The organism is Thioclava litoralis (genome assembly GCF_045278885.1).
Lineage (GTDB): Bacteria > Pseudomonadota > Alphaproteobacteria > Rhodobacterales > Rhodobacteraceae > Thioclava > Thioclava litoralis.
The window spans coordinates 328,553-350,543 of the sequence record NZ_CP135445.1; the positions used below are offsets into that span (position 1 = coordinate 328,553).

Annotated in this window: 15 protein-coding genes; 4 read left to right on the plus strand and 11 right to left on the minus strand. The window is 62.3% G+C overall.

All coding sequences use genetic code 11. The annotated features are described in order from the left end of the window. Positions 1–389 precede the first annotated feature (389 nt). The 3 genes from RPE78_RS17320 to RPE78_RS17330 are packed head-to-tail and all read left to right on the plus strand — an operon-like array spanning position 390 to position 4,046. Positions 390–959: a sugar dehydrogenase complex small subunit gene (locus tag RPE78_RS17320; RefSeq protein WP_406721708.1), complete on the plus strand. Its 570-nt coding sequence runs from the start codon at positions 390–392 to the stop codon at positions 957–959. Positions 960–981: 22 nt separating this feature from the next. Next, positions 982–2,571: a GMC family oxidoreductase gene (locus tag RPE78_RS17325; RefSeq protein WP_330629340.1), complete on the plus strand. Its 1,590-nt coding sequence runs from the start codon at positions 982–984 to the stop codon at positions 2,569–2,571. A 2-nt stretch (positions 2,572–2,573) separates the two neighbouring features. Then, entirely contained in the window at positions 2,574–4,046 is a 1,473-nt protein-coding gene (locus RPE78_RS17330) for a cytochrome c (protein WP_330629341.1), read from the plus strand. A 270-nt stretch (positions 4,047–4,316) separates the two neighbouring features. Here the strand turns inward: RPE78_RS17330 and RPE78_RS17335 are convergent, their stop codons facing one another. From RPE78_RS17335 to speB, 9 genes are all read right to left on the minus strand, one after another. Further along, positions 4,317–5,711 carry an oligosaccharide flippase family protein gene (locus RPE78_RS17335; protein WP_330629342.1) on the minus strand — a complete coding sequence of 465 codons (1,395 nt, stop codon included), beginning with the start codon at positions 5,709–5,711 and terminating at the stop codon, positions 4,317–4,319. A gap of 108 nt (positions 5,712–5,819) precedes the next feature. After that, complete coding sequence (locus tag RPE78_RS17340) at positions 5,820–8,729, minus strand: hypothetical protein (protein WP_330629343.1); 2,910 nt, start codon at positions 8,727–8,729, stop codon at positions 5,820–5,822. A 272-nt stretch (positions 8,730–9,001) separates the two neighbouring features. Then, positions 9,002–11,776, minus strand: coding sequence for a calcium-binding protein (locus RPE78_RS17345; RefSeq protein ID WP_330629344.1), 2,775 nt, complete (start codon positions 11,774–11,776; stop codon positions 9,002–9,004). 307 nt (positions 11,777–12,083) lie between these two features. Further along, a complete protein-coding gene (locus tag RPE78_RS17350) occupies positions 12,084–13,478 on the minus strand; it encodes a phosphomannomutase (RefSeq protein WP_330629345.1) in 1,395 nt (464 codons plus the stop codon). 9 nt (positions 13,479–13,487) lie between these two features. Further along, on the minus strand, positions 13,488–14,654 hold the full coding sequence (locus RPE78_RS17355; RefSeq protein WP_330629346.1) for a nucleotide sugar dehydrogenase: 1,167 nt from the start codon (positions 14,652–14,654) through the stop codon (positions 13,488–13,490). Between the two features lie 5 nt (positions 14,655–14,659). Then, positions 14,660–16,123 carry a mannose-1-phosphate guanylyltransferase/mannose-6-phosphate isomerase gene (locus RPE78_RS17360; RefSeq protein ID WP_330629347.1) on the minus strand — a complete coding sequence of 488 codons (1,464 nt, stop codon included), beginning with the start codon at positions 16,121–16,123 and terminating at the stop codon, positions 14,660–14,662. 293 nt (positions 16,124–16,416) lie between these two features. Beyond that, the gene (locus RPE78_RS17365; protein ID WP_330629348.1) at positions 16,417–17,547 is read right to left on the minus strand and encodes an acyltransferase; all 1,131 of its coding nucleotides are present in this window, start codon (positions 17,545–17,547) and stop codon (positions 16,417–16,419) included. A gap of 350 nt (positions 17,548–17,897) precedes the next feature. Continuing rightward, the gene (locus RPE78_RS17370) at positions 17,898–18,263 is read right to left on the minus strand and encodes a RidA family protein (RefSeq protein ID WP_330629349.1); all 366 of its coding nucleotides are present in this window, start codon (positions 18,261–18,263) and stop codon (positions 17,898–17,900) included. Positions 18,264–18,265: 2 nt separating this feature from the next. Then, complete coding sequence (gene speB / locus RPE78_RS17375) at positions 18,266–19,306, minus strand: agmatinase (protein ID WP_330629350.1); 1,041 nt, start codon at positions 19,304–19,306, stop codon at positions 18,266–18,268. A 119-nt stretch (positions 19,307–19,425) separates the two neighbouring features. On the opposite strand from speB, the gene RPE78_RS17380 reads away from it, so the two are divergent. Beyond that, on the plus strand, positions 19,426–20,340 hold the full coding sequence (locus tag RPE78_RS17380; protein ID WP_330629351.1) for a LysR family transcriptional regulator: 915 nt from the start codon (positions 19,426–19,428) through the stop codon (positions 20,338–20,340). A gap of 86 nt (positions 20,341–20,426) precedes the next feature. On the opposite strand, the gene RPE78_RS17385 is transcribed toward RPE78_RS17380, so the two are convergent. Both RPE78_RS17385 and RPE78_RS17390 read right to left on the minus strand, forming a co-directional pair. Further along, positions 20,427–20,714 (minus strand): SH3 domain-containing protein, encoded by a 288-nt coding sequence (locus RPE78_RS17385; RefSeq protein WP_330629352.1) that lies wholly within the window; start codon positions 20,712–20,714, stop codon positions 20,427–20,429. A gap of 419 nt (positions 20,715–21,133) precedes the next feature. Continuing rightward, on the minus strand, positions 21,134–21,985 hold the full coding sequence (locus RPE78_RS17390) for a fumarylacetoacetate hydrolase family protein (protein WP_330629354.1): 852 nt from the start codon (positions 21,983–21,985) through the stop codon (positions 21,134–21,136). Positions 21,986–21,991: the final 6 nt, after the last annotated feature.

Here is a 21,991-nt window from a genome sequence, read left to right on the forward strand (position 1 = left end):
CGACCGGTGCCGCGCCTTTTTCTGTGCGGGTGAATCAGCCCCGCCGGTAGCGACAGGACCTGTAAGGCCTCGGAAAAGGTGCCCATCTGCTGTGCAATTCCCCGCAGGCCGCAAATGGCGCGACACAAAATAGCGCGATCAAAGCGTGATCCATCCCGTATCTTTCGCACTCGGGATGCGTTTTGATATCTTAAGCAAAGATACAATAAGCTAGCCAATAACACCCTTGATGTTAGCGCAAAATCACTACAATCAGCAGGCAAGGCAAGGTTTTTCACGTCTTTCGCGCGCACGCGTGATCTCCTGAACGCGGATGGCATCGGGCAGATCCTGCAAGGGCCGCGGCGCCAACAGACGCGAAACCTGACCCAAACGAGAAAGGTACACTCATGATTTCCTCATTGTATGAGAGGACAGGACACGAGGCCGATGGGGCGGCTTCCGGTCGTCTGACGCGCAGGCGTCTTCTGGGAAGCGCAACCGCCATGCTGGCCGCTGCGGCAATGCCGGCGGCGGTCGGGGCTGCGGTGACACAGCCGCTTGATGCAGACGGGTTTACCCGCCTGTCGCAACTGCTGACCGGCCGCGAGACCCTGTCGCCTGTGGTGGGCGCGCGCGCCCTTGCCGCGTTGTCGCAAGACGATGACGCTTTCGCCGCCCAGGCCGCCGAGCTTGCACAGGCCATCGAGGCCGCCGGTTTTTCGGATATGCGGCAGTTCAACAGCTTTGCTGAGGCCAATCCGGCGCTGCGTCCGGTGGCAATGAAGATCATCTCTGCATGGTATCTGGGCTATACCGGAACCCCGTCGATGAACACCACCAAAGACGATGCCCAGTTCGTATCCTATGCGGAAGCTCTGATGTACGAGCCCACCCGCGATGCAACGGTGATCCCCAGCTGGTCGCGCGGCCATTCCAATTACTGGAAAAACCCGCCCGCCTTCATGACCGGCAAGTAACAAGTTTTCGAAAGCAACCCAAATGGCAACTGAATTTGACGCCGACGTTATCGTCGTCGGCTCCGGTGCTCTAGGCAGCAATGCGGCATATGAACTCGCAAGTCGCGGCAAATCCGTGATCATGCTGGAGGCCGGCGAATGGATCCCGCGCTGGAAAGTGGTCGAGAATTTCCGCGCCTCGCCGCGCAAAGGCAACCATAACGACCCCTATCCGAACGCCCCTTGGGCGCATACCTCCTTTGACGGGGACTATCTTGAAAACACCGGCAGCTTCGAATTCAAGCCCGGTATGCTCAAGCTGGTGGGCGGCACCACATGGCACTGGGCGGCGGCCACATGGCGCTATATCCCCAATGACATGAAGCTGAAGACGCTCTATGGCGTGGGCCGCGACTGGCCGATGGACTATGACGAGCTGGAGCCGTGGTATACCAAGGCCGAATACAATCTGGGTGTGGCCGGTTCCGATACCGAGGACCAGTCGGGCCGCGGGGGCGATAGCGCCTACCCGCCCCGCTCGAAACCCTATCCGGTGCCGCCCGAGGCCGAAACCTATTACTTCCAGCGTCTGAAGGCGCGGATCGGAGCCGAAGGCTATAACTTCCTGCATGAGCCCAATGGCCGCACCAACCAGCCGTGGGACGGGCGTCCGGCCTGTTCGGGCAACAATAACTGCATGCCCGTCTGCCCCATCGGGGCGATGTATTCGGGCGATGTCCATGCTCGCCATGCACAGAAGGCCGGGGCCAAGATCCTGACCGATGCCACCGCCTACAAGCTGGAAAAAGGCGAGGGCGGCAAGATTGCGGCGGTGCATTACCGCTCGTCCAAGGGCGATGACGTGCGCCTGACGGCCAAGTATTTCATCATTGCCTGCCACGGTCTGGAAACGCCGAAGCTGCTGCTGCTGTCGGATGTGGCCAACAGCTCGGATCAGGTCGGGCGCAACCTGATGGACCATAGCGGCATGGGGCTGCAATTCCTCGCCGATGAACAGCTCTGGCCGGGCCGCGGTCAGGTGCAACAAGGCGGCATTTTCAACCTGCGCGACGGCGATTTCCGCCGCGAGCATTCCGCCGTCAAACATGCGCTGACCAATACCGTGCCCAACCGCGCCATTGCCGAGCGCCTTCTCAAGCAAGGGGTCGTCGGGCCGGAGCTGGACGAGCGTATCCGCGACATGGCCGCACGTTGGGTGGATGTCTCGACCGTGTTCGAGATGCTGCCGCATCCGGAAAACCGCGTGACACCGTCGCAGAAGAAGGATGCTTTGGGCATTCCGGGACTGAGCGTGCATTATGACGTGGATGATTACGTCAAGGCGGGCGCGGTCAAGGCCAAGGAGAACTTCGCCGATTTCGTCCGCATCATGAATGGCGAGGTCATCGAGGATGATACCGGGTTCCAGAACCGCGACCATATCATGGGCACCGTCATCATGGGCGACGACCCGAAGGACTCGGTCGTGAACCACGAATGCCGCACATGGGATCACCCGAACCTCTTCATGGCCACGACCGGCGTCATTCCGGCCTCGGGTGTCATCAACCCGACCCTGCCCGGCGTCGCACTGGCGCTGCGTTCGGCCGACATCATCGCGCGGGAGATCTGATCATGCGTTACAGTCTTGTTCTGCCCCTTGTTCTGGCAGGGGCGCTGCCCGCCGCAGCCGACGGTCTTTATACCGGCGGTCCGGACGCCGCGCCCGATCTGGTACAGCGGATTGCCGACGACAGCACGTTGGGCACGGAGGCGCTTCTGTCACCGGAGGGCGATCTGATCGCGCAGGGTCGCTATATCGCGACCGCAGCCGATTGCGCTGCCTGTCACACCGCACCGGGTGGCAAGGATATGGCGGGCGGCTATGCGATCGCCTCTCCGATGGGAGCGATCATCGCCTCCAATATCACGCCCTCGAAAGAGTTCGGGATCGGCAACTGGTCCGAAGAGCAGTTTGCCAAGGCGCTGCGTCAGGGCGTCGCGCCGGACGGGCATCTCTATCCGGCCATGCCCTATACCGCCTATGCGGGCATGACCGATGCGGATGTGCACGCGCTCTACAGCTATCTGATGCAACAGGTGCAGCCGGTTGATGTCGCGCCTGCGCAGCAGACACAGCTTGGCTTCCCCTATGACCAGCGCTGGCTGATGGCGGGCTGGAACCTGATGTTTGCCGGCGGCACACCGGCACAGGCCGCCGATGTCGCACCGGGTGCCGAGGGGCGCGGGGCCTATCTGGTCAATGTGCTGGGGCACTGCCAGACCTGCCATACCCCGCGCAACCTGCTGATGGGCGAGACCTCTTCGGCCTATCTGGGCGGGGCGGATCTGAATGGCTGGCACGCCCCCAATATCACCTCCGACAAGATCTCGGGGATCGGCGGCTGGAGCAAGGACGAGATCGTGTCCTACCTGCGCAGCGGGGCCGCACATGGCAAGGCACAGGCGGGCGGCGCAATGGCCGAAGCCGTCGGGAAAAGCTTCCGTCACCTTTCGGATGCCGATCTCGAGGCGATTGCGGGCTATCTGAAAACCGTGCCGGCCATCCATGCCGAGGGCCAGACCATTCCCTCTTATGGCGTGACCAAGGCGGCAGATGTGCAGATGATGGCCTTTGATGCGCCCATCGATCACGCGCCGCGGGCTATGGCCGATGGCAGCTCGACCGACGGAGCCGAGATCTATGCGGGCGCCTGCTCGAGCTGCCACCAGCTGGACGGCGCAGGCACCGCAGACCAGTTCTACCCCTCGCTGAGTACCAATTCGGCAACGGGCGGGCTGTCGGCGGCCAATCTTGTGATGGCCGTGGCCAATGGCATCCATCGCGAGACCAATGGCTATACCGTCTCGATGCCCGCCTTTGGCGACACGCTCAGCGATCCGCAGATCGCGGCGGTCTCGAACTATGTCCTGACCAGCTTCGGCAACAAGGATCTCAGCGTTACCGCACAGGATGTGGCCCAGATGAAAGCCGGTGGTCCCACGCCTTGGCTGCTGCGCGCCACACCTTGGTTGCTGGGCGGGGCCGTGCTTGTTCTGGTGCTGCTTCTGGCGGCTCTGATCGGTGTGATCCGCCGCAAACGCTAACGGGTCTGCGGGCCTCCGGTCATCGCCGGAGGCCACGCGCTCCCCAAAAACACAAGCCCGAACGCGCAGGACAAACGGCGCGTTCGGGCTTTTTCATAGGCAGTCCCATACGCCTCTGGCAGGTCCGGAGGGCGTTTGCGAAAACTCTGCACAAGCACCCTGCCCGAAGACCGCGCGATGTGCAAACCGCCCTCCTGCCCGCCATGACGGGGCAAGAAGGCTCGTTGTGTCCAAATGCCGGAAGGCCCGCAAACGGCGCCCGCCTCACGCTCAGGCAGCGATCGCCCAGCCCGCAGCCGCCAGCACCTGCCGGATGAACGGCCCGACAGACCCCCACCAATACCACGTCGCCAAAGCGGTGATCGCCCATCCCAAGGCCAGCGCACCGATATCACCGATCGGGTCCCATGCCTGATAGCGCCGCAGAAGCTTGGCGCGAAACGGATAGACGCACAGCACCACGCCGACCGGCGCGAAGATCGCCCCCAGCAGGCCGAACCACGCCACGCCCACCAGCAAAAACACCAGTTGCAGCGCGGCAGACAGCGAGGTCAGGAAGAAGTGGTTGCGGCTGTCGCCTTTCGACAGATAGGCCCCGTCATACATCGACACAGAGATCTGTGCCGCCATAGAGAACCCCATCAGCACCACGATCGGACCGGCCTTGATATATCGCTCGTCATACATCACGCCGATCAGCCCGACCCCGCCCAACGAGATCGCGCAGGCCAGACAGAGCGTGAACAGCCGTGTCAGCCGCCGCGCCCGATGGACCTTGCGGCGGTTCTCTGCGGATTGATCCATCGGAAAACGGCGATAGAGCGGAAAGATCACCTTGCCGCCCGCCTGCTGCGCCAGCAGAAGCGGGATGCTGGCCACCGTATAGGCAATCGTGTAGATCCCCAGATCGCCCAGCGGAATATGCGCCCCCAGAATGGCACGGTCGCTCTGGTTGACGATGAAACCGGCAATCGAGCTGAGAAAGATGAACTTGCCGAAACGGATCAGCTCCTGCGCGGCGGGTTTGTCCCAATGGAAGCGGTTCGCAGGGCCCTTGAGCATGACATGCTGCGCCGAGACCTTGAACACCGCGGCGCAGACCCCGCCAATCACCAGCGCCCAGACATCGCGCCAGATGAACGTCAGCACGACCGTCACGATCAGCCCTGCAAATTGCGCGGCCAGCTCGGTCATCACCTGCACACCAATCTGCAGGTTCCGGTTGGCCACGGCGATCTTGGTGGTGGTGAAGCCCGTGATCACCGCCGTCAGGGCCGCGACCGGCATCAGCTCCATCAGGCGCGGCTCGTGGTAAAGCTGGGCGGCAGGCCATGCCAGAGTGCAGGCAATGGCCCAAAGCAGCACCCCGCGCAGGATCTGCACGGTCCAGGCGGTGTTCAGGAACTCGGGTTCTTCCCCGCGTTTGTTCTGGATGATCGAGGCGTTGATCCCCAGATCGGAAAACATCTGCAGGCCGGTCAGGAACACCTGCACCAACGCCATAAGGCCGAACGCTTCCGGATAGAGAAGCCGCGTCAGGATCAGGTTCGAGCCAAGCCGCAGCACATTCTGCCCGCCGAACCCGACAACCACAAAAGCCGAAGACCGCATCGACCGCGCCTTGACGCTATCGCCCCGGATGAGCTCTCCGATTTTGCCGCGCATGGATATTCCTTTTCATGGTCCCCGCAATTTCCGGGGGCTGCCGTTCTGAAATCTTGGTAAGCTTTTCATCCGCTTTCACGGCGGGGACAAGGCCTGCCGCGCGCCCGATCACCCTTGCGCAGCGTCAAATACGTAAACAAAAGCCTCTGCCGGTGGTAGATCGGCGATATTCAGCCTCAATTTTCCGCTTTTGTCGGAAACAAGGTCCGGTTGTGGCTCCGCCACCAGCTTCGCCTCGGGGGCCAGATAGTTGCTGGCCCGATATCCACCCTCCATCCGGTAGCGCGTCACCTTGGGGCCGGTGCCTGCGGGCAGATCCACCGTCAGGGCCAGATGGCCATCCTGACCTTTCGGAATCTGCGGCAGCAGGCGCGAGGTCACCACCACCACCAGACGCGACCCGCGGCGCAGCGCATAGGCCCCGACCATCGGCACATCCTCACGTGCGGCCCGCCGCGCCATTTTGGGGATATCCATGCGGGGCAGGTCCGTGCCACGCACCTCCAGCATCTGCGCCCCCCCGGCCTCCGGCCCCTCCAGCACCAGCCGGTTGATCAGGGCCAGCCAGTCCCATGACGGATAGGCCTGCCCGCCATGATCCCAGCGCGCATGTGACGACCATGTGCGCCCTTCGCCGAAGGTGAAGAAATTCTGCACCTTATAGCCATCCGCAGCCTGCAGCAGAAACGCATCCAGCGTCGCAGTGCCCGCCACCACCCCTTTCATCGCCAGTTCCTGCTGGGCGGCCTGATCGGCACTGACCTTCCGCCCGTTCAGCCCGTTGATCGTATAGCCCGGCCCGGCCTCATAGGTCCCCAGAGCCAAGGGCCGTTTCCGTCCGCGGTCCAGCTGGCGCAGATCCTTCCCGTAGCGCTGCGCATTCGGCCCCCCCATCTGTGGCCCGAAACTGAGAATGGTCGCGAAATTGGCATCATTCGGGCGGACCACGCCCTCGCCCTGATCCCAACCGCCGATATATTCGGCATGGGTCAGCTCGGCGCTATGCGGCGAATGCGCGGCGGCATCCGGCCCGTAATCGCTGCCATTGAACCCGCCCAGCACAGGGATCAGCTCGGGTTCCAGCGCGGCCCAATAGGGGCTCTGGCGCAGGATGGACAGCACATATTCCTGATAAAGCCCGTAGACATCGCCATTGGAATACTGCGCACCGGTTGTGGCATCGCGCATCTTCGGAAAGGTCCAGGGCGCAAAAAGCCGGTTCCATGTCTCATTGCCCAATTCCAGCCGGATATGCGGGAAACTGTCGGTCCACGGGGCCGGATGGCCTTGGGCTGCGCGCTTGTCTGCCATCGGGCCCGCGCCCTCCGGCCCTGCCAGATATTCCGCCAGCCCCAGCCATTCCGCGCGGGACAGATGCGGTTCGATCTGGAGCCAGGGCGACATGCCCGCCGCCGCAATCCCCTTGAGGCTCTGGTCCAGTGTCGCCGTTCCGGGCAGATTGCTGGACCCGCCGGTATTGGTCAGTTGCGCCAGATCATAGCTATCGCGCCCCGTGCGCACCAAAGCATGGGTGCGCAGATCCGACATGCCCGACAGCTTCAGACGCGCCAGATCTTCGGGGCTCCAGTCCAGAAAACCCGCATCGGTGGCATAGATCCGCAGATTGTCCAGATCGACAGCCCCCTGCCCCGAAAGTTCCAGCTGGATCGCGCCGGGCTTATCGCCCTGATAGATGCGGTCGGGGCGGAACTCGACGCTATAGCGCGTCCAGCCATCCTTGATCTGCAATGCGGCGGGCAGGCCCGTCACGCCCAGCTTGGCCAGCGGCCCCTGCAGGACAAATCGCGCCTTCACCCCCGGATCGGCACGCATCCAGACTTCGGCGCGATAGGTCTTTTCGGGGTTGAGCACCGGATAGAACGCCTGCCCCGCACCGGAATGGTTGTAATTGCCCAAAGCGGTTTTGCCGCCCGCAAGATCAAGGTGCAGATAGCTCTGGCCGCCAGCGCCTGCCGCCATACCGGCGGGCTGCTTGCCATCCCACATGCGCAGAGACCACGGCTGGCGGCCCTCCCATAAGGCCCGCCCGATCCCGTTTGGCGCAAGCAGGCGACGAGCAGGCCAAGAGGTCCATTCGGCATCGGTGACAAGCGCATCGCGCCCGCGCCCCGCAAGATTGGCACGCACGATCACCAGGTCTCCGGCCTTCACCGAGGCCCCTGCCTTGTCAAAGACCAGCGCATAGCCCTTCTGGGCCTCGGGGGCCGTGTCCGAGCTTTCGACCACATAGCCTGTCGCGCCGCTCTGGGCCGCCCAGCTGAGCTGCGCCAGACCGGAGGCGGTCAGCCGCGCCGCCAGACGCGGTGCCGAAAGCCGTGACGCATGATCCATGCGCAGGTCCGCCTTGGCCAGTTGGGGACGCGGTGCCTTGCCTGCGGTTTTGGGCACATTCACCACCGCGACATTGGACGGCTCCGACAGGCGCCCCGCCGCATCCACCGCACGCAGCCGGAAATATCGCGCCGATCCGGGACGGGCGTCCTGTCCCAGATCCAGTTGCACACTGGTCTGCGTGCCGCGCAGCATCCGTCCCTCCGCCAGCGGCAGGAACCCGCTGGCATGGAACCCGCCCTGCGCCACATGCCCCAGCCGCACCGAGCGGAACTGGCCGTTCTCGATCCGCAGCACTTCAAGCTCGGCCCCGTCCAGCGCCCCGTCACGCAGGAGGCCATTGGCCGAAATCTTGGCGGGGTCCGCACTCACCCGATCCGTGGCATCCTGTGTTGCCGTTAACATGGTGCGGTAGATCGTGGGTTCGAACCCCATCGGTGCCAGATCCGCGCCATTGCCGAAATCGCCCACCGTCGCGGTAAAGGGGTGCAGATCCTGCTGCAGCACCTGCGGGCTTACCGTGATCTCCGGTCCGGCATGGACCGCCCCCGCCAGAACACTCCCCGCCAGAACGCCGCCCGCCAGCAGCCCGCCCAGCGAAACGGCCCCGAGCGCCAGATGCCGGAGGCCATACCAGACCCGCCCGCCATCAGGCAGACGGGGCATACGGGAAAAACCGGACAAGGAAAGGCGCGACAGGATCATGGGGCATTCCAGAAAGCAGAGCGAAAGAGCAACAAACAAAAAGCACATAGGACCGGTCGGCAGGGCAACAAGACCGCTTGCCTCCCCGCCTGCAAAGGTCACAGCTTTCCACGCGTCCGCGCGATTGTAAACGCGCAAAGGGTGCGGTTTCCCGCACCCTCACCTGCCGTTGATCGCCCTTGATAAGACCGCCTGATCCGGTCGGAGCACGGCGCAAAGCCGCCCTCTTCGCGCTATTCGAAAATCCAGTCGGCATCTTCGAGGCTGCATCCCGCAAACAGGATCGAATCCGTGCCGTTGCTCAGCAAAAGCCCCTCATCCGTCTCGCTCAGAGCCGAGGCAAGATCGGAAACGCCTTCCATGAAATCGCGCAGGATCAGGATATCCTCATCGGTGAAATCGGTGATGGTATCCTGCCCCGTGCCCTGATCGAAGATGAACTGGTCCACCCCCGCACCGCCGGTCAGCAGATCATCGCCCGTGCCGCCCACCAGACCGTCGGCACCGTCGCCGCCCAACAGGGTGTCATTGCCCCCGCCGCCCTGTATCCAGTCGTTATCAGCGCCGCCATCCACAAAGTCATTGCCGTCGGACGTGTTGATCGTGTCGTTGCCCGCCCCGCCATAGACCACATCATCGGCACTGCGCATGTTGAAACTATCCGCCCCCTGCGAACCGATGACCTGATCCACATCCAAAGCCACATCCCCCAGCATCTGCGCGGTGATCAACGCGCTGCTGGTCAGGGCCACCTTGCCGGAATCAAGGCTGTTTTCATTGGTCGTCCAGTAGCTGATCCCGAATTCCTGCCCGTCCACCGTCGCGGTACTGCCCCTTTCGGCGTAGAAATAGTTCTGCGAATCCTGCAACCCCAATTCCTTGCCAAGCGCGCTATAGCGGTTGATCGCGCTGATCGACTGCCCTTCGGTGAGATCCGACAGATCCAGAATATTTTCCGTGGCCACCACTTCGGTCTCGTCAGCCAGCGGTTCGTTGACTGCGGTCGATCCGGCCTCCTCGACAAGCGCTGCAGCCACCAGATCCGGCTCTGCGGCGGCAATCTCGACATCCAGACCCACGACAGTATCGTCGAACTGCAATTCCTCGACATCGCGGATGTAGTCCAGCCCGTCGGCCCCCTCGACCAGATAGACGCCATCGCCCTCGGCGGTGATGGTGTAATCGGCAAAGTTCCCCGACAGGATCAGACGGTCCGTGCCTTCCCCGCCATTGATGCCGTCATTGCCCGCGCCGCCCACAAATGTGTCATCGCCATCGCCGCCAATCAGGTAATCCTCCTGATCGGTGCCGATCAGAATGTCATCCTCGGCGGTGCCGCGGGCCACGATCCCCTGCAGATATTGCGTGCCGCCGGTGGCTTCCCACCATGTATCACTGATCTCGTTCAGCTCGGTCAGCAGATCGGCGCGTTCATTGCTGTCGGAGAGGTTGGCATAAAGCCCCCAAGAGCCATAGGCCGTCACCGTCGAGGCTTCCTGATACTGCATGAAGGGCCCGTCGGACACGGCGGACCACAGGTCGAACGCGGTCTGATACATCTCGGCCATTTCCGGCGTGCGCACCAGTTCGGCCATGAAATCGATCAGGAGGGTCCGCTCGTCGGCGCTCAGCCCCGTGGTCGAGAACCAGCTGAACAGATGCTGCCCGCCCTCATAGGCCACAAGTTCCAGCCCCGCATCATGGGCAAGCTCGGCCTGCTTGGCCCAAGCCGCTGCCAGCGTCGGGATCGAATAGCTTTGTGACGGGTCCATCGTCAGCGCGACGATATAATCGATCGCCGCCTGCGTGCCCTGCGTCTGCAGCAAATCCAGCACCGCGGTGCGCCCCGCAGTGGTCTGCAGCGGGTTGGTGCCGAAGTAATTGGTGATCGCGAATTCCTCGAACAGCTCGGACGGATCGACATAGGCATCCGGCTCGTTCTCGGCCCAGGCCGAGGCCTCCAGCAAGCGGGCCGTGCGCCATGTGTTATTGGCCTGACCGGACAGCACATTGACCAGACGGTCATCGGCCTCCTCGCCAAAGACCTCCTCCCAGATCTGCGCCACCTGACTGGCCATCTTCACATAATAGGCATCCTTGGCTTCCTGCCCGGTCAGCCCCCATTCGGACAGGGCCTGCTCGGCCAGCCACGCATTGACGGCGTAATCGGTGTTCCAGGCCTCGTTCGAATATTCCACCCGCACCACCAGATCCGGATCGAGATTGTCGCGCACATATTCCGCAAAGGCGCGGATATAGCTCTCATCCGCCAGATAGGGGATGGAAAACCACGGGTCCGCCCCGACCTCATTGGCCAGCCGCACCATATCCTCCAGCGAGGCATCGGTGGTCAGCCCGCGCTCGTCGGTGGAAATCTTGAGATCCTCCACCGTGACCGCCGTCGAGCTGTTGGTGTTGAGCCAGTCCATGAAGCGCAACTGGCGGGCGTTGTCGATCAGGTTGATCCAGTCGGGGTTATAGACCGCCCCTGCCTGAAACAGATCATAATTCTCCTCGGCCACCACAGTGACATCACGGATGTAATCGCCCGTGCCTTCGGGGTCGGTCTCGGTGATGGTCAGGGTCCAGCTGTTTCCGGACACATTCTCGAAGACGATCTTGCCATCCTCGTTCGACAGGATCGTCACATCGCCCTGAAGTTTCAGCGTCCCCTCGCCCTCGTATTCCACGATATAGACGCCGGCCCGTTGCTCGGCCAGGGCCGCATCCGCCGTCGAGGAGGTGGTCCAGTCGAACACCGTACCGATCCCGTCCACCCCTTCGGGAATTTCCGTAGGCCAGCCGTTCTCGTCGAAAATACCGGCCTCGATCGCCTCAGACAGGCTACCTCCACCCCAGACACCGTCTTCATGGACAAGCCATTGCCGCATCATCTTCATCTGATCGAGAAACTGCGAGGCAGAATTCCAATCGGTGATACGCGACAAATTGAAAGCCAGTGTCGGATTATCATTTCCGGTCGCGGAAATGGTCGAATAGCTCGTCATCGGGCAGGCCCTTTCTGGTCTCGGAACAAGGAGTGGTTTCAAAATCCGTGAGACGCAGGCGCACCGGTGGAGATACGTCTACGTGAGAACAGGCTGCATGCGCGCGGCGCTAAAGCCGCGTCATGTTCGTGGCGATTATTGGGCGGATCGCGACAATTAATCCAAACTATGCGCGTATTTTCTGCAATGTGGATATGTCTTTTGCATCCTCAGGTTGCGCGCCGCAACCGAGTAGATATTACGCAAAAACCAATAAAAAAAGGGCCATGCCGCGACGGCATGACCCCCTTTTTTGCGTTTTCCATCATCAGCCCATATGGGCGGATACGCGTTCCATAACCGAAGGCACCAGATCCTGCGCCGCTTGGGCGGTTCCGGCCTGGGCATAGATGCGGAATTCGGGCGCATTCCCCGAGGGCCGCAGATGCACGACAGCGCCCGAGGTGAAATTCACCCGAAGCCCGTCAGTCAGGTCGATATCGGCAATCGGGCCTTCGGGCGCGAAGAAGGCGGCCCGCGCCTGCATATCGGTGCTCAACCGGCTCAGGAATGCCCCCGCCTTGTCACGGTCGATATCCTGCAAGCGGTCTGCGGCGGTAAAACAGGGCGGCAGCGCCGCAACCAGCGCCGCCAGCGACAGGCCCGCCGCACGCGCGGCAATCAACGGCACCACGATCGGCAACAGGCTGTCACGCGTCATCAGCGGCGCAAGCGGCTGGCGCTGCTGTGCCTCGAACCCCAGAAGGAAGCCACCATTGGCTTCAAAACCACATATTTTCGCCTGCGGGTCCCGATCACGTGCGGCCTCCATGCCCGCAATCACGAAGGGCGAGCCGATCTTGGTCAGATGCACGTGACGGAATTCGGGGATCTGGCGCACCATGTCATTCGACGACACAGGCGTGACGATCACCTCGGCGCCCAGATAGCGCGCGCTCAGAACGCCCAGAATATCGCCCGACACGACATTGCCCGCCGCGTCGGTCAGCATCGGGCGGTCGGCATCGCCATCGGTCGAGATCACCGCATCCAGCCCGTACTCGCTGCACCATTGCGCCAACTGGTGGCGGGTCCCGGGGTCCACGGCCTCGGTATCGACGGGAATGAAGACATCGGAGTTGGCAAGCGGCACGATCTCGGCCCCCAGCCCCGCCATCACGGCCTCCATGACATCGCGCGCCACCGAGGAATGCCGGTAAACACCGACGCGCAGCCCCGCCAGCGCCTGCGCGCCGAAGCCCTGCACATAGCGCGCGATATAGGCGGCACCGGCATCGGGGGCCGGACGCGCCTGCCCGCCGCTGCCCTGCGGCTTGTGCCCCGCCGCGCGGGCTGCCTTGATCGCGGCCTCGTCGGCTTTGGAAATCTCGCCTTCGGGGATGTAGAATTTCAGCCCGTTGCGATCTGCCGGAATATGGCTGCCAGTGACCATCACGGCGGCACAGCCCGCCGCCATCGAGGCCATCGCCAGAGACGGCGTGGGCTGCGCCCCGCAATCCACCGTATCCATGCCCACCGCCTGTGCGGCAGCAATGACGGCGGCGGCAATCTCGGGCGAGGACGGGCGCAGGTCACGCCCGACATAAAGCGCGCGTCCCTGCGGACAGGCCACAAGAAACGCTTCGATATAGGACGCCACAAGCTCGGGCGTCAGCTCCGTCACAAGGCCACGCAGGCCTGACGTACCAAAAGCGGGTGCCATCCTCGTTCCTTAATCCGCGTGGAAGAGATCGCGCGTGAAGATCTTGGCCTCGACATCGCTGATATCATCCGTGATCCGGTTGGCCACGATCACATCCGCCTCGCGTTTGAAGGCCGCCAGATCATTGACGACGCGCGAACGGTAGAACTCGGGCTCGTTCAGCACGGGCTCATAGACGATGACCTCGACGCCCTTGGCCTTCAGCCGCTTCATGATGCCCTGGATCGAGGACTGGCGGAAATTGTCCGAACCCGCCTTCATCACCAGACGGTAGATACCCACGACTTTCGGGCCGCGCATCAGGATCTGGTCCGACAGGAAGTCCTTGCGCGTGCGGTTGGCATCCACGATGGCGCGGATCAGGTTCTGTGGCACCTGATTGTAATTGGCCAGAAGCTGCTTGGTGTCTTTCGGCAGGCAATAGCCGCCATAGCCGAAGGAGGGGTTGTTGTAATGGCTGCCGATCCGCGGGTCGAGACCGATGCCTTCGATGATCTGGCGGCTGTCCATGCCCCCCGCCATCGCATAGCTGTCAAGCTCGTTGAAATAGGCCACGCGCATCGCAAGATAGGTATTGGCGAAAAGCTTGATCGCCTCGGCCTCGGTCGGACCGGTGAACATGACCGGCACGTCCTTCTTGATCGCGCCGCCCAGCAGCAGGTCCGCGAAGATCTTGGCGCGCTCGCTCTCTTCGCCCACGATGATCCGCGAGGGGTAGAGATTGTCGTAAAGCGCGCGGCCCTCCCGCAGGAATTCCGGCGAGAAGATCACCTGCTGGGTGTCCAGCTCCTCGCGGATATCCTGCACATAGCCCACCGGAATCGTGGATTTCACCACGATGGTCGCCGTCTTGTTGACCGCGATCACCTGCTTGATCACCGAATTCACCGAAGAGGTATCGAAATAGTTCGACTTGGTGTCATAATTGGTGGGCGTCGCGATGATCACATAATCCGCCCCCTCATAGGCCGGACCTGCCTCGGTCGTGGCCACCAGATCCAGATCCTTGTTGGCCAGATAGTCTTCCAGCTCGCGATCCTCGATCGGGGATTTCTTGTTATTGACCATCTCCACGCGGCGGGCATCCACATCGACTGCCACCACCGCGTTGTTCTGCGCCAGAAGCACAGCATTCGACAGGCCTACATACCCAAGGCCAGCAACAACAATTTTCATCCGGATTATCCTTTTTCACCCTGCCCGCGGGAATAAATATCCTCGTAGCGCACAATATCATCCTCGCCGACATACGAGCCGGTCTGCACCTCGATCAACACCATCGGCACCTTGCCCGGGTTTTCCATACGGTGCACCGATCCCAAGGGGATATAGACCGACTGGTTCTCGGTGACGAGGGTCACTTCGTCATCAATCGTCACCCGCGCGGTGCCTTCGACCACGATCCAGTGCTCGGAGCGGTGGAAATGGCTTTGCAGGCTGAGCGCCGCCCCCGGATGGACATGGATACGCTTCACCTGAAAACGCGCACCCACCACAAGGCTTTCGAACCAGCCCCACGGGCGATGGTCTTTCGGGAAATGCGTCGCCTGCTGCGATTTCTTGGCCTTGAGCGCATCCACCGCCTTTTTCACATCCTGCGCGCAGCTCATATCGGCCACCAGCACGGCGTCATTCATCGCGACCGCCATGATGTTCTTCAGGCCGATGCCCACGACTTCCAGACGGTCGCTATCGGAACGCAGCAAGCTGTCCTCGCAGTCGATCGCGGTGGCCGCCCCCGAGAGCCCGACCCCGTTCTCGTCGCGCGCCCCTTCGCGCCAGACGGCATCCCAGCCGCCCAGATCCGACCAGCCCGCCGAGAACGGCACGACCGATAGGTTTCCGGCTTTTTCCATCACCGCATAGTCGATGGAAATATCCTTGGCCCCCGCCCAAGCGGTCGGGTCCAGCCGCAGGAAGCCCAGATCGGGCTGCGCCTCGGTCACCGACGCCTGTACCGGCGGGATCAGATCGGGGGCATGGGTTTCGAAAGCGGCAATGATATCCGCCGCGCGGAACAGGAAGATGCCCGCATTCCACAGATAGGTGCCTGCGGCCAGCATCTCGGCGGCGCGGGCGGCATCGGGCTTTTCGACAAAGCGCTTGAGCGCGACAGGATCGGTGCCGGATGGCGTGCCGGTCAGCTCCAGATACCCATAGCCGGTTTCGGGGCGGTCGGGCGTGATGCCGAAGGTCACCAGATTGCCCTGCGCAACCGCCGCAAGCCCCGCCTCGACGGCGGCGCGGAAGCTGTCCCCGTCGGGGATGACGTGATCGGAGGGCGAGACCAGCAGGATCGCCTGCGGGTCCTTGGCCTGCGCATGAAGCGCCGCCGCCAGCACGGCGGGGGCGGTATTGCGCCCCTCGGGCTCGATCATGATCGCGCCCGGATCAATGCCTGCCTCGGCAAGCTGCTCGGTCACGATAAAACGGAAATCGGAATTGGTCAGCACCACGGGCGCTGCGAAATCCATAGTCCCGACCGCACCGACCATCCGCTTTGCGGAAGACTGGAACAGGGTTTCTTCCCCGACCAGTGGCACGAATTGCTTGGGGTAGGATTTACGTGATAGCGGCCACAGCCGCGTCCCCGACCCTCCCGCTAGAATAACGGGAGTGATCTTTTGACGGGAAAAGACAGTCATGAGAAAGTCCTTGGATAAACTCAGGCTTTTGGCCAAGAAACCCCACCTTGCGAGAAATGCCAAGAGCACTCGCCCGAAAGAGGATGAAAAAACCGTAGGGTAAAATGGTATTTGCGGGGTTTGCAGCCGCTTTCGGTGCCGTTTTGCTTATAGAACGGCCCCGATGCGCCAAGATCCGCCGCGTGATGCCCAACAGGCGGGCAGTGCCCGAATGACAGCCCCCACCACAAAACCATAAGTTGAATCACCTGCGCGCTCCCCGACGAACGGGACAGGCCGCGTGTGCCGCCACGTCAGCGCGAGGGAAGCTCCTGTTCGGACGTGCCAGAGGCGGGGGCGGTATGTGCCAGAACGGTCGGGCGATGTCTGGAGGGCCCCTTGCCCGTCATCAGAAGCCGTGCCACCGGCACATGCCGTGCCATATGTTGCAGCAGCCATGCGGTCACAAAAGACAGCGGATAATTCAGCAAGAATAGGAACAGGAACACACGGTCATTATCGGTGATCCCGAGATGGTCGAGAAGTCGCATATAAAGGATCGTCACGATCCAATGCGAGCAGAACATGAAGAACATGTAAGGCTCGCACCGTCCCAGCAGATGCGACACGGCAGGTTTCGTGGCCAGCGATAGGCAGACCCGCCACATCAGCATCGAAATCGCCAGACGGTGCAGAATGTCGCTCAGGGTTTGCGGCAGATAGCTGCGCCCCGTCCACAGATCCAGAAGATGTGCCGCATAGACGATCCCGATCAGCCAGAATGCAGGACGCGGCGGGGCCTTGGCAAATAGCGAGATCGCGACGCCAAAGAGAAAGAAAATGAAGATGCGGGATTTGATGAAGATCGGCAGCATCGGCAGATGCAGGTTATTCACTCCCCATGCGGCCACGTAGACCGCCAGAAGCACCCCCAGAAGCAAGGCCGGCGCATGTTTGCCCAAGGGCCAAAGCGCCAGCAAGACAACATTGCAGACCAGAAGATCGCGCAGGAAATACAAGGGTGTATTGGCGGGCATCTCGGTCAGGGCGGTGAACCAGCTGATGCGTTGCAGCCAGTCTGTCTGTGCCAGAGCCGCTTGTAAAGCCGCAGGGCTATAGGCCAGAAGCAGGACGAAACTGACAGAACACCAGAACAGCAGCGGAATGCCCAGCCGCGCCAGTTTGGAACGCAGGATCTTGGTGCGGGCGCGGCCCGAGGACATCGCCTGCGTGACCAGAAACCCCGAAACGATACTGAGCAGCGGCACGCTGGCACGGCCGAATTCATCCAGCACCAACCAGATCAGCCCATGCTCGAGCCGCGTCAGCGGCAGGGCAAGAAGCGTATTGATCCCCGGTGCGAAATGGATCCCGATCATCAGGGTGATACAGAGCACCCGCGCCAAACGGATCGCAAGCGAAGAAGTCGTGTCAAGATGGGCCATGAAACCTGTGGGATCCGTTAAAATGGACAACGTGGGCGGGAAGAGTTCAACAATATGCTCGGGAGCACAAATAACAGCCCCGACATTAACCATTCTGCCACGGCTTGCCCATGCCCTTCCATACCCAAATGCGATATTTCCGGAACGGCATTTCCCTCCTTGGTTGCAAAATGCGCAAAAACTGCCCATGCGCCCATCCCCGACGCGCGCTGCGGGATGGCACCGCCGGAGCGCGACGCTTTCTTATGCTTCGGGCGTTCCAAGTCCAGGCGATGGCGGCGCGCGCCATCAGGACAACAGCCGCAAGTCATCTTGCGGCTGTTGCGTGTCTTCACACTATCGCTTCGCGGTTATGCCGCCGCATCGTCGCCCTGCGCCGCAAGGATCAGGATCTCGACGCGATACTCCTCTGTCGCCAGTCGTGCCTCGGCGCAGGCGCGTGCGGGCGGATGCTCGGGGTCGATCCAAGCATCCCAGACCGCATTCATATCGGCAAAATCGGCCATATCCGCCAACCAGATCTGGGCTGACAGAATGCGGGATTTCGAGCTGCCCGACTGCCCGAGCAGGGTCTCGACACGGGCCAGCATATCAGCGGTCTGGGCGGCCACTGTGGCCCCTTCGCCCACCTGCCCCGCCAGCCAGACCAGACCGTTGTAAATGACGGCCTCGCTCATGCGGGGGCCGGGCTCAAGACGTGTAATCGGAGGAAACATGATTATCCTTTGGGAAGTGACGGAGAAAACTGCATGAGGCTGAGGATCTCGAACAGCATCTGGGCCGCGTTCTGCGCGGTATTCGTGGTGCTGTCATAGGCCGGAGCCACCTCGACGACATCCGCACCGACGATATTGGCCCCCTTGAGGCCCCGCAGCAGACGCAGCACTTCGCGCGGGGTCAGGCCACCAACCTCCGGCGTCCCTGTTCCGGGGGCGAATGCCGGATCGAGACTGTCGATGTCGAAACTCAGATAAGTCGGGCCGGTGCCGATCACCGCACGGGCACGGGCGATGATGTCGGGTAGCGATGCCTCGGTGATTTCCTGTGCGGGAATGACCGTCATGCCCGACAGGGTCGAGAATTCCCAGATATATCCCGCCGCCCCGCGAATACCGATCTGGATGGTCCGCTCCGGGTCCAGAACCCCTTCCAGGACGGCATTGCGGAACGGGCCGCCATGATGGAACTTCTCGCCCTCATAGGCCCCGCCCGTATCGCAATGCGCATCGATATGGATCATCCCCACAGGGCGTTCCCGCCCGATGGCCCGCAAGACCGGCAGGCTGACCGAGTGATCCCCCCCGACCCCCAGCGGCAAGGCCCCCGACGCGACAATCCCCGCCACGAATGCCTCGATATCCTCATGGCTCCGCGTCAGGTCGAAGCGGCTGCGGAAGGGCACATCCCCGATATCGGCCACCGCCATCTCATGCACGGGCGCGCAGACCAGCGCATCGTTATAGGGGCCTATCCGCTCGATCGCGCGCAGCGCGCGCGGACCGAAACGTGCGCCATTGCGATTGGTCACGCCCAGATCCATCGGCATCCCGTAAAGCGCGACCTGAAGCCCCTCGGCGCTTCCATCCGCCCGTGCGGGGGCATCCAGCAAGGTCGGCAGGCCGGCATAGGGCGCGGTGCGGCGCCCCTGCGGATCAAAGATTTGCGCCGCAATCCGGCGGAAATCCGGATCGACCATCTCGCCGCCATTCGTATTGCAGAACTGCTGGCGCAGCTTTGCAAGTTTTTCGTCATTCCACATGGGTCCATTCCGGCAAACTGTCTTTATGCGGCCTATCCTAGCGGCGGCAAAAGTTTCTTAAACTTGCAAGAATCAAACATAAGTTGCATATTCATGCACGTCATTGCGCAGGAGAACTCATGGCACGGCGACGCAAGGTCTTTTCGGGGCAGATCAGTGATGTCGACATCCGGCTGATGCGCGTCTTCCGCACGGTGATCGAATGTGGCGGCCTGTCGGCAGCCCAGACCGAACTAGGGGTCGGGCGCTCGACGATCTCGCGCCAGATCGCGGATCTGGAAACGCGGCTTGGGTTGCGGCTGTGCCATCGGGGACGGGCGGGGTTCAGCCTGACACAGGCGGGGCGGCAGGTGCTGGACTATGTGGACCGCTTCCTGAAATCCGCCGATGACTTCAGCGCCAATATCGCCGCGATGGGAAACCGTCTGGTGGGACGGCTGGAAATCGGCCTGATGGATTTTGCGCTGACCGACGAGGCCAATCCGCTGCTTGGGGCCATCAAGACCTGTCGCGCCGATGCGCCCGGCCTGACCGTGAATATCACGGTCGGCACACCCGCCGAAATCGAGCGCGGGGTGCTGGATGGCCGCCTGCATCTTGGGGTCGTGCCGGATTACCACCGGACACCGGGGCTGCAATGCCACCCGCTTTACGATGAACCGGTGGGGCTATTTTGCGGCGGGGACCATCCGCTGGCGCAGGCGCTGGATCGGGGCGCGCCGCTGTCAGAGCGCGAGATCCGCGCACATGCACTGGTCTATCGCGGCTATTTCGAAAGCGATCTGCTGCGTCAGCGCAAACTGGCCTTTCCGCAAGGCAGCACCGCCTATCAGACCGAGGCGGTGATGGGGCTGATCCAAAGCGGGATCTATATCGGGTTCCTGCCCGTTCACTGCCAGCGGCATCTGCACGGGCGCAGCCACGAACTGCTGCCGGAACTTTTCCGCTACAGCACGCCGATCCATGCAATCTGGCGCAGCGATCGGGAACAATCGGCCACCTTATCGGATTTCCTGCCGCTTTTTCTGGGCTGATCGCGCACCGTTCGCGCGCACCCATGCCGTCTCAGCCGCCCGCTCGGGCCGGAGACACCGCTCCGGCCTATGGCGGCGGGGCCGGATCAGCGGATCGCCAGATAATCGGCAGAGACATAGCCCATGACTTGCGGCGCATTCACCAGCGAGACATGGCACCAGAGCTGCCCGACCTCGGTGACGCATTCATGCTTTTTCAACTGGGTGCCATTGGGCAGGCCCATGATGATATTGTAGCCAAGGCCCGGCCCCGCACGCAGCTTCAAAAGCTCGTCCGGCCCTGCTCCTTTAACCACAACACCCCCCGACCCCATGCCGGTGCAGCCTGCCAGCAGCGCAAGCGCCATTACTTTGAGAAAGGTGTGACCACGCATTGATTTGCCTCATCGTCTTTTCTTATTGCCTGACCGCAGGACGTTCCGCGTACCCCGTCCGGCGAGAGCCGCCGGAGCGTTCCAATCGAAACGTCTTTGCGGGCACCAGCCGATCTGCGGGACCGGCCCGACGCGCCGAGAAGGGCCGCAAATCGCAGGATGCCCCCTTGGCTTATGCGATCATGCGCCCCCCGTCCAGAAGCGTAAAGGCCACCCGCCCCTGAACCTGTGCCACATGGGAGAGGCAAATCCCGCGGCACAAAGCACTGCGCCGGTCTCGGGAGGGGCCATAGCAGGGTTTCGCCCTCGCCGATCCGGCATAACAGGGTGGCGGCAACCTCGGGCCAAGGTGCCGCCATTGACCGGACGCCGCAGCACGGGTGCCACAAGCCTCCGGCCAAATACCGAGCGCCTTTCGGTCAGGCCGTCTCTGCGATGACCTCCGCCGCAATCCGGCCCAACCGCTCGATCTCCAACTCCATCCGGTCGCCCGGTTGCAGGAACCGCCCGCTGGGCGCACCGATGCCGCTGGGCGTTCCGCTGGCCAGAATATCACCCGGCTGCAGCGTCATAACCGTGCTCAGATAGGCAATCTGGTCATAGATGTCGTAGATCATATCGCTGGTCCGGTCATTCTGGCGCAATTCGCCATTGACCCACAGTTTCATGGCCAGATCCAAAGGATCGGGGATCTCGTCATCGGTCGTGATCCACGGCCCCACCGGCCCATGCGTGTCAAAGGATTTGCCCAAGGTGAAGGTGGGCGATTTGGGCAGCCAGTCCCGCGCGGAAACATCATTGACGATCACATATCCCGCAATCACCGACCGCGCATCCGCGCGCGCGACATGACGGCAGGCCTTCCCGATCACCACGCCCAGTTCGATTTCGTAATCGACCTTCTCCGAGGCGTCCGGCTTGACCACCGGATCAAAGGGCGCATTCAGGCACGAGACCTGCTTGTTGAACCAGAACTGGCTGGTCGGGGTCGGGATACCGGCCTTTGCGGCCTCTTGGGCATGTTTGGCATAATTCATGCCGATCGCCATGAATTTCTGCGGGTCCGGCACCGGAACTTCCAGCCGGATATCGGCCAGCGCATAACGCGGCCCTTCCAGCGCCTCCAGAGCGGGGCGCAGGGCATCGAGATCGGCCAGCACGCGGCGCATCGAGGCCCCTTCGCCCAGCACAGGGGTCAGATCCAAGATCTCGTCGCCAAGCACCTTGCCGATCCGGGTGCGCGACGCTTCGGTGAAGCGGGCAAGTTTCATTGATAT

Coding starts and splice junctions, on each gene's coding strand:
- RPE78_RS17320 (WP_406721708.1), top strand. CDS start 390: ATGATTTCCTCATTGTATGAGAGGACAGGACACGAGGCCGATGGGGCG.
- RPE78_RS17325 (WP_330629340.1), top strand. CDS start 982: ATGGCAACTGAATTTGACGCCGACGTTATCGTCGTCGGCTCCGGTGCT.
- RPE78_RS17330 (WP_330629341.1), top strand. CDS start 2,574: ATGCGTTACAGTCTTGTTCTGCCCCTTGTTCTGGCAGGGGCGCTGCCC.
- RPE78_RS17335 (WP_330629342.1), bottom strand. CDS start 5,711: ATGCGCGGCAAAATCGGAGAGCTCATCCGGGGCGATAGCGTCAAGGCG.
- RPE78_RS17340 (WP_330629343.1), bottom strand. CDS start 8,729: ATGCCCCGTCTGCCTGATGGCGGGCGGGTCTGGTATGGCCTCCGGCAT.
- RPE78_RS17345 (WP_330629344.1), bottom strand. CDS start 11,776: ATGACGAGCTATTCGACCATTTCCGCGACCGGAAATGATAATCCGACA.
- RPE78_RS17350 (WP_330629345.1), bottom strand. CDS start 13,478: ATGGCACCCGCTTTTGGTACGTCAGGCCTGCGTGGCCTTGTGACGGAG.
- RPE78_RS17355 (WP_330629346.1), bottom strand. CDS start 14,654: ATGAAAATTGTTGTTGCTGGCCTTGGGTATGTAGGCCTGTCGAATGCT.
- RPE78_RS17360 (WP_330629347.1), bottom strand. CDS start 16,123: ATGACTGTCTTTTCCCGTCAAAAGATCACTCCCGTTATTCTAGCGGGA.
- RPE78_RS17365 (WP_330629348.1), bottom strand. CDS start 17,547: ATGGCCCATCTTGACACGACTTCTTCGCTTGCGATCCGTTTGGCGCGG.
- RPE78_RS17370 (WP_330629349.1), bottom strand. CDS start 18,263: ATGTTTCCTCCGATTACACGTCTTGAGCCCGGCCCCCGCATGAGCGAG.
- speB (WP_330629350.1), bottom strand. CDS start 19,306: ATGTGGAATGACGAAAAACTTGCAAAGCTGCGCCAGCAGTTCTGCAAT.
- RPE78_RS17380 (WP_330629351.1), top strand. CDS start 19,426: ATGGCACGGCGACGCAAGGTCTTTTCGGGGCAGATCAGTGATGTCGAC.
- RPE78_RS17385 (WP_330629352.1), bottom strand. CDS start 20,714: ATGCGTGGTCACACCTTTCTCAAAGTAATGGCGCTTGCGCTGCTGGCA.
- RPE78_RS17390 (WP_330629354.1), bottom strand. CDS start 21,985: ATGAAACTTGCCCGCTTCACCGAAGCGTCGCGCACCCGGATCGGCAAG.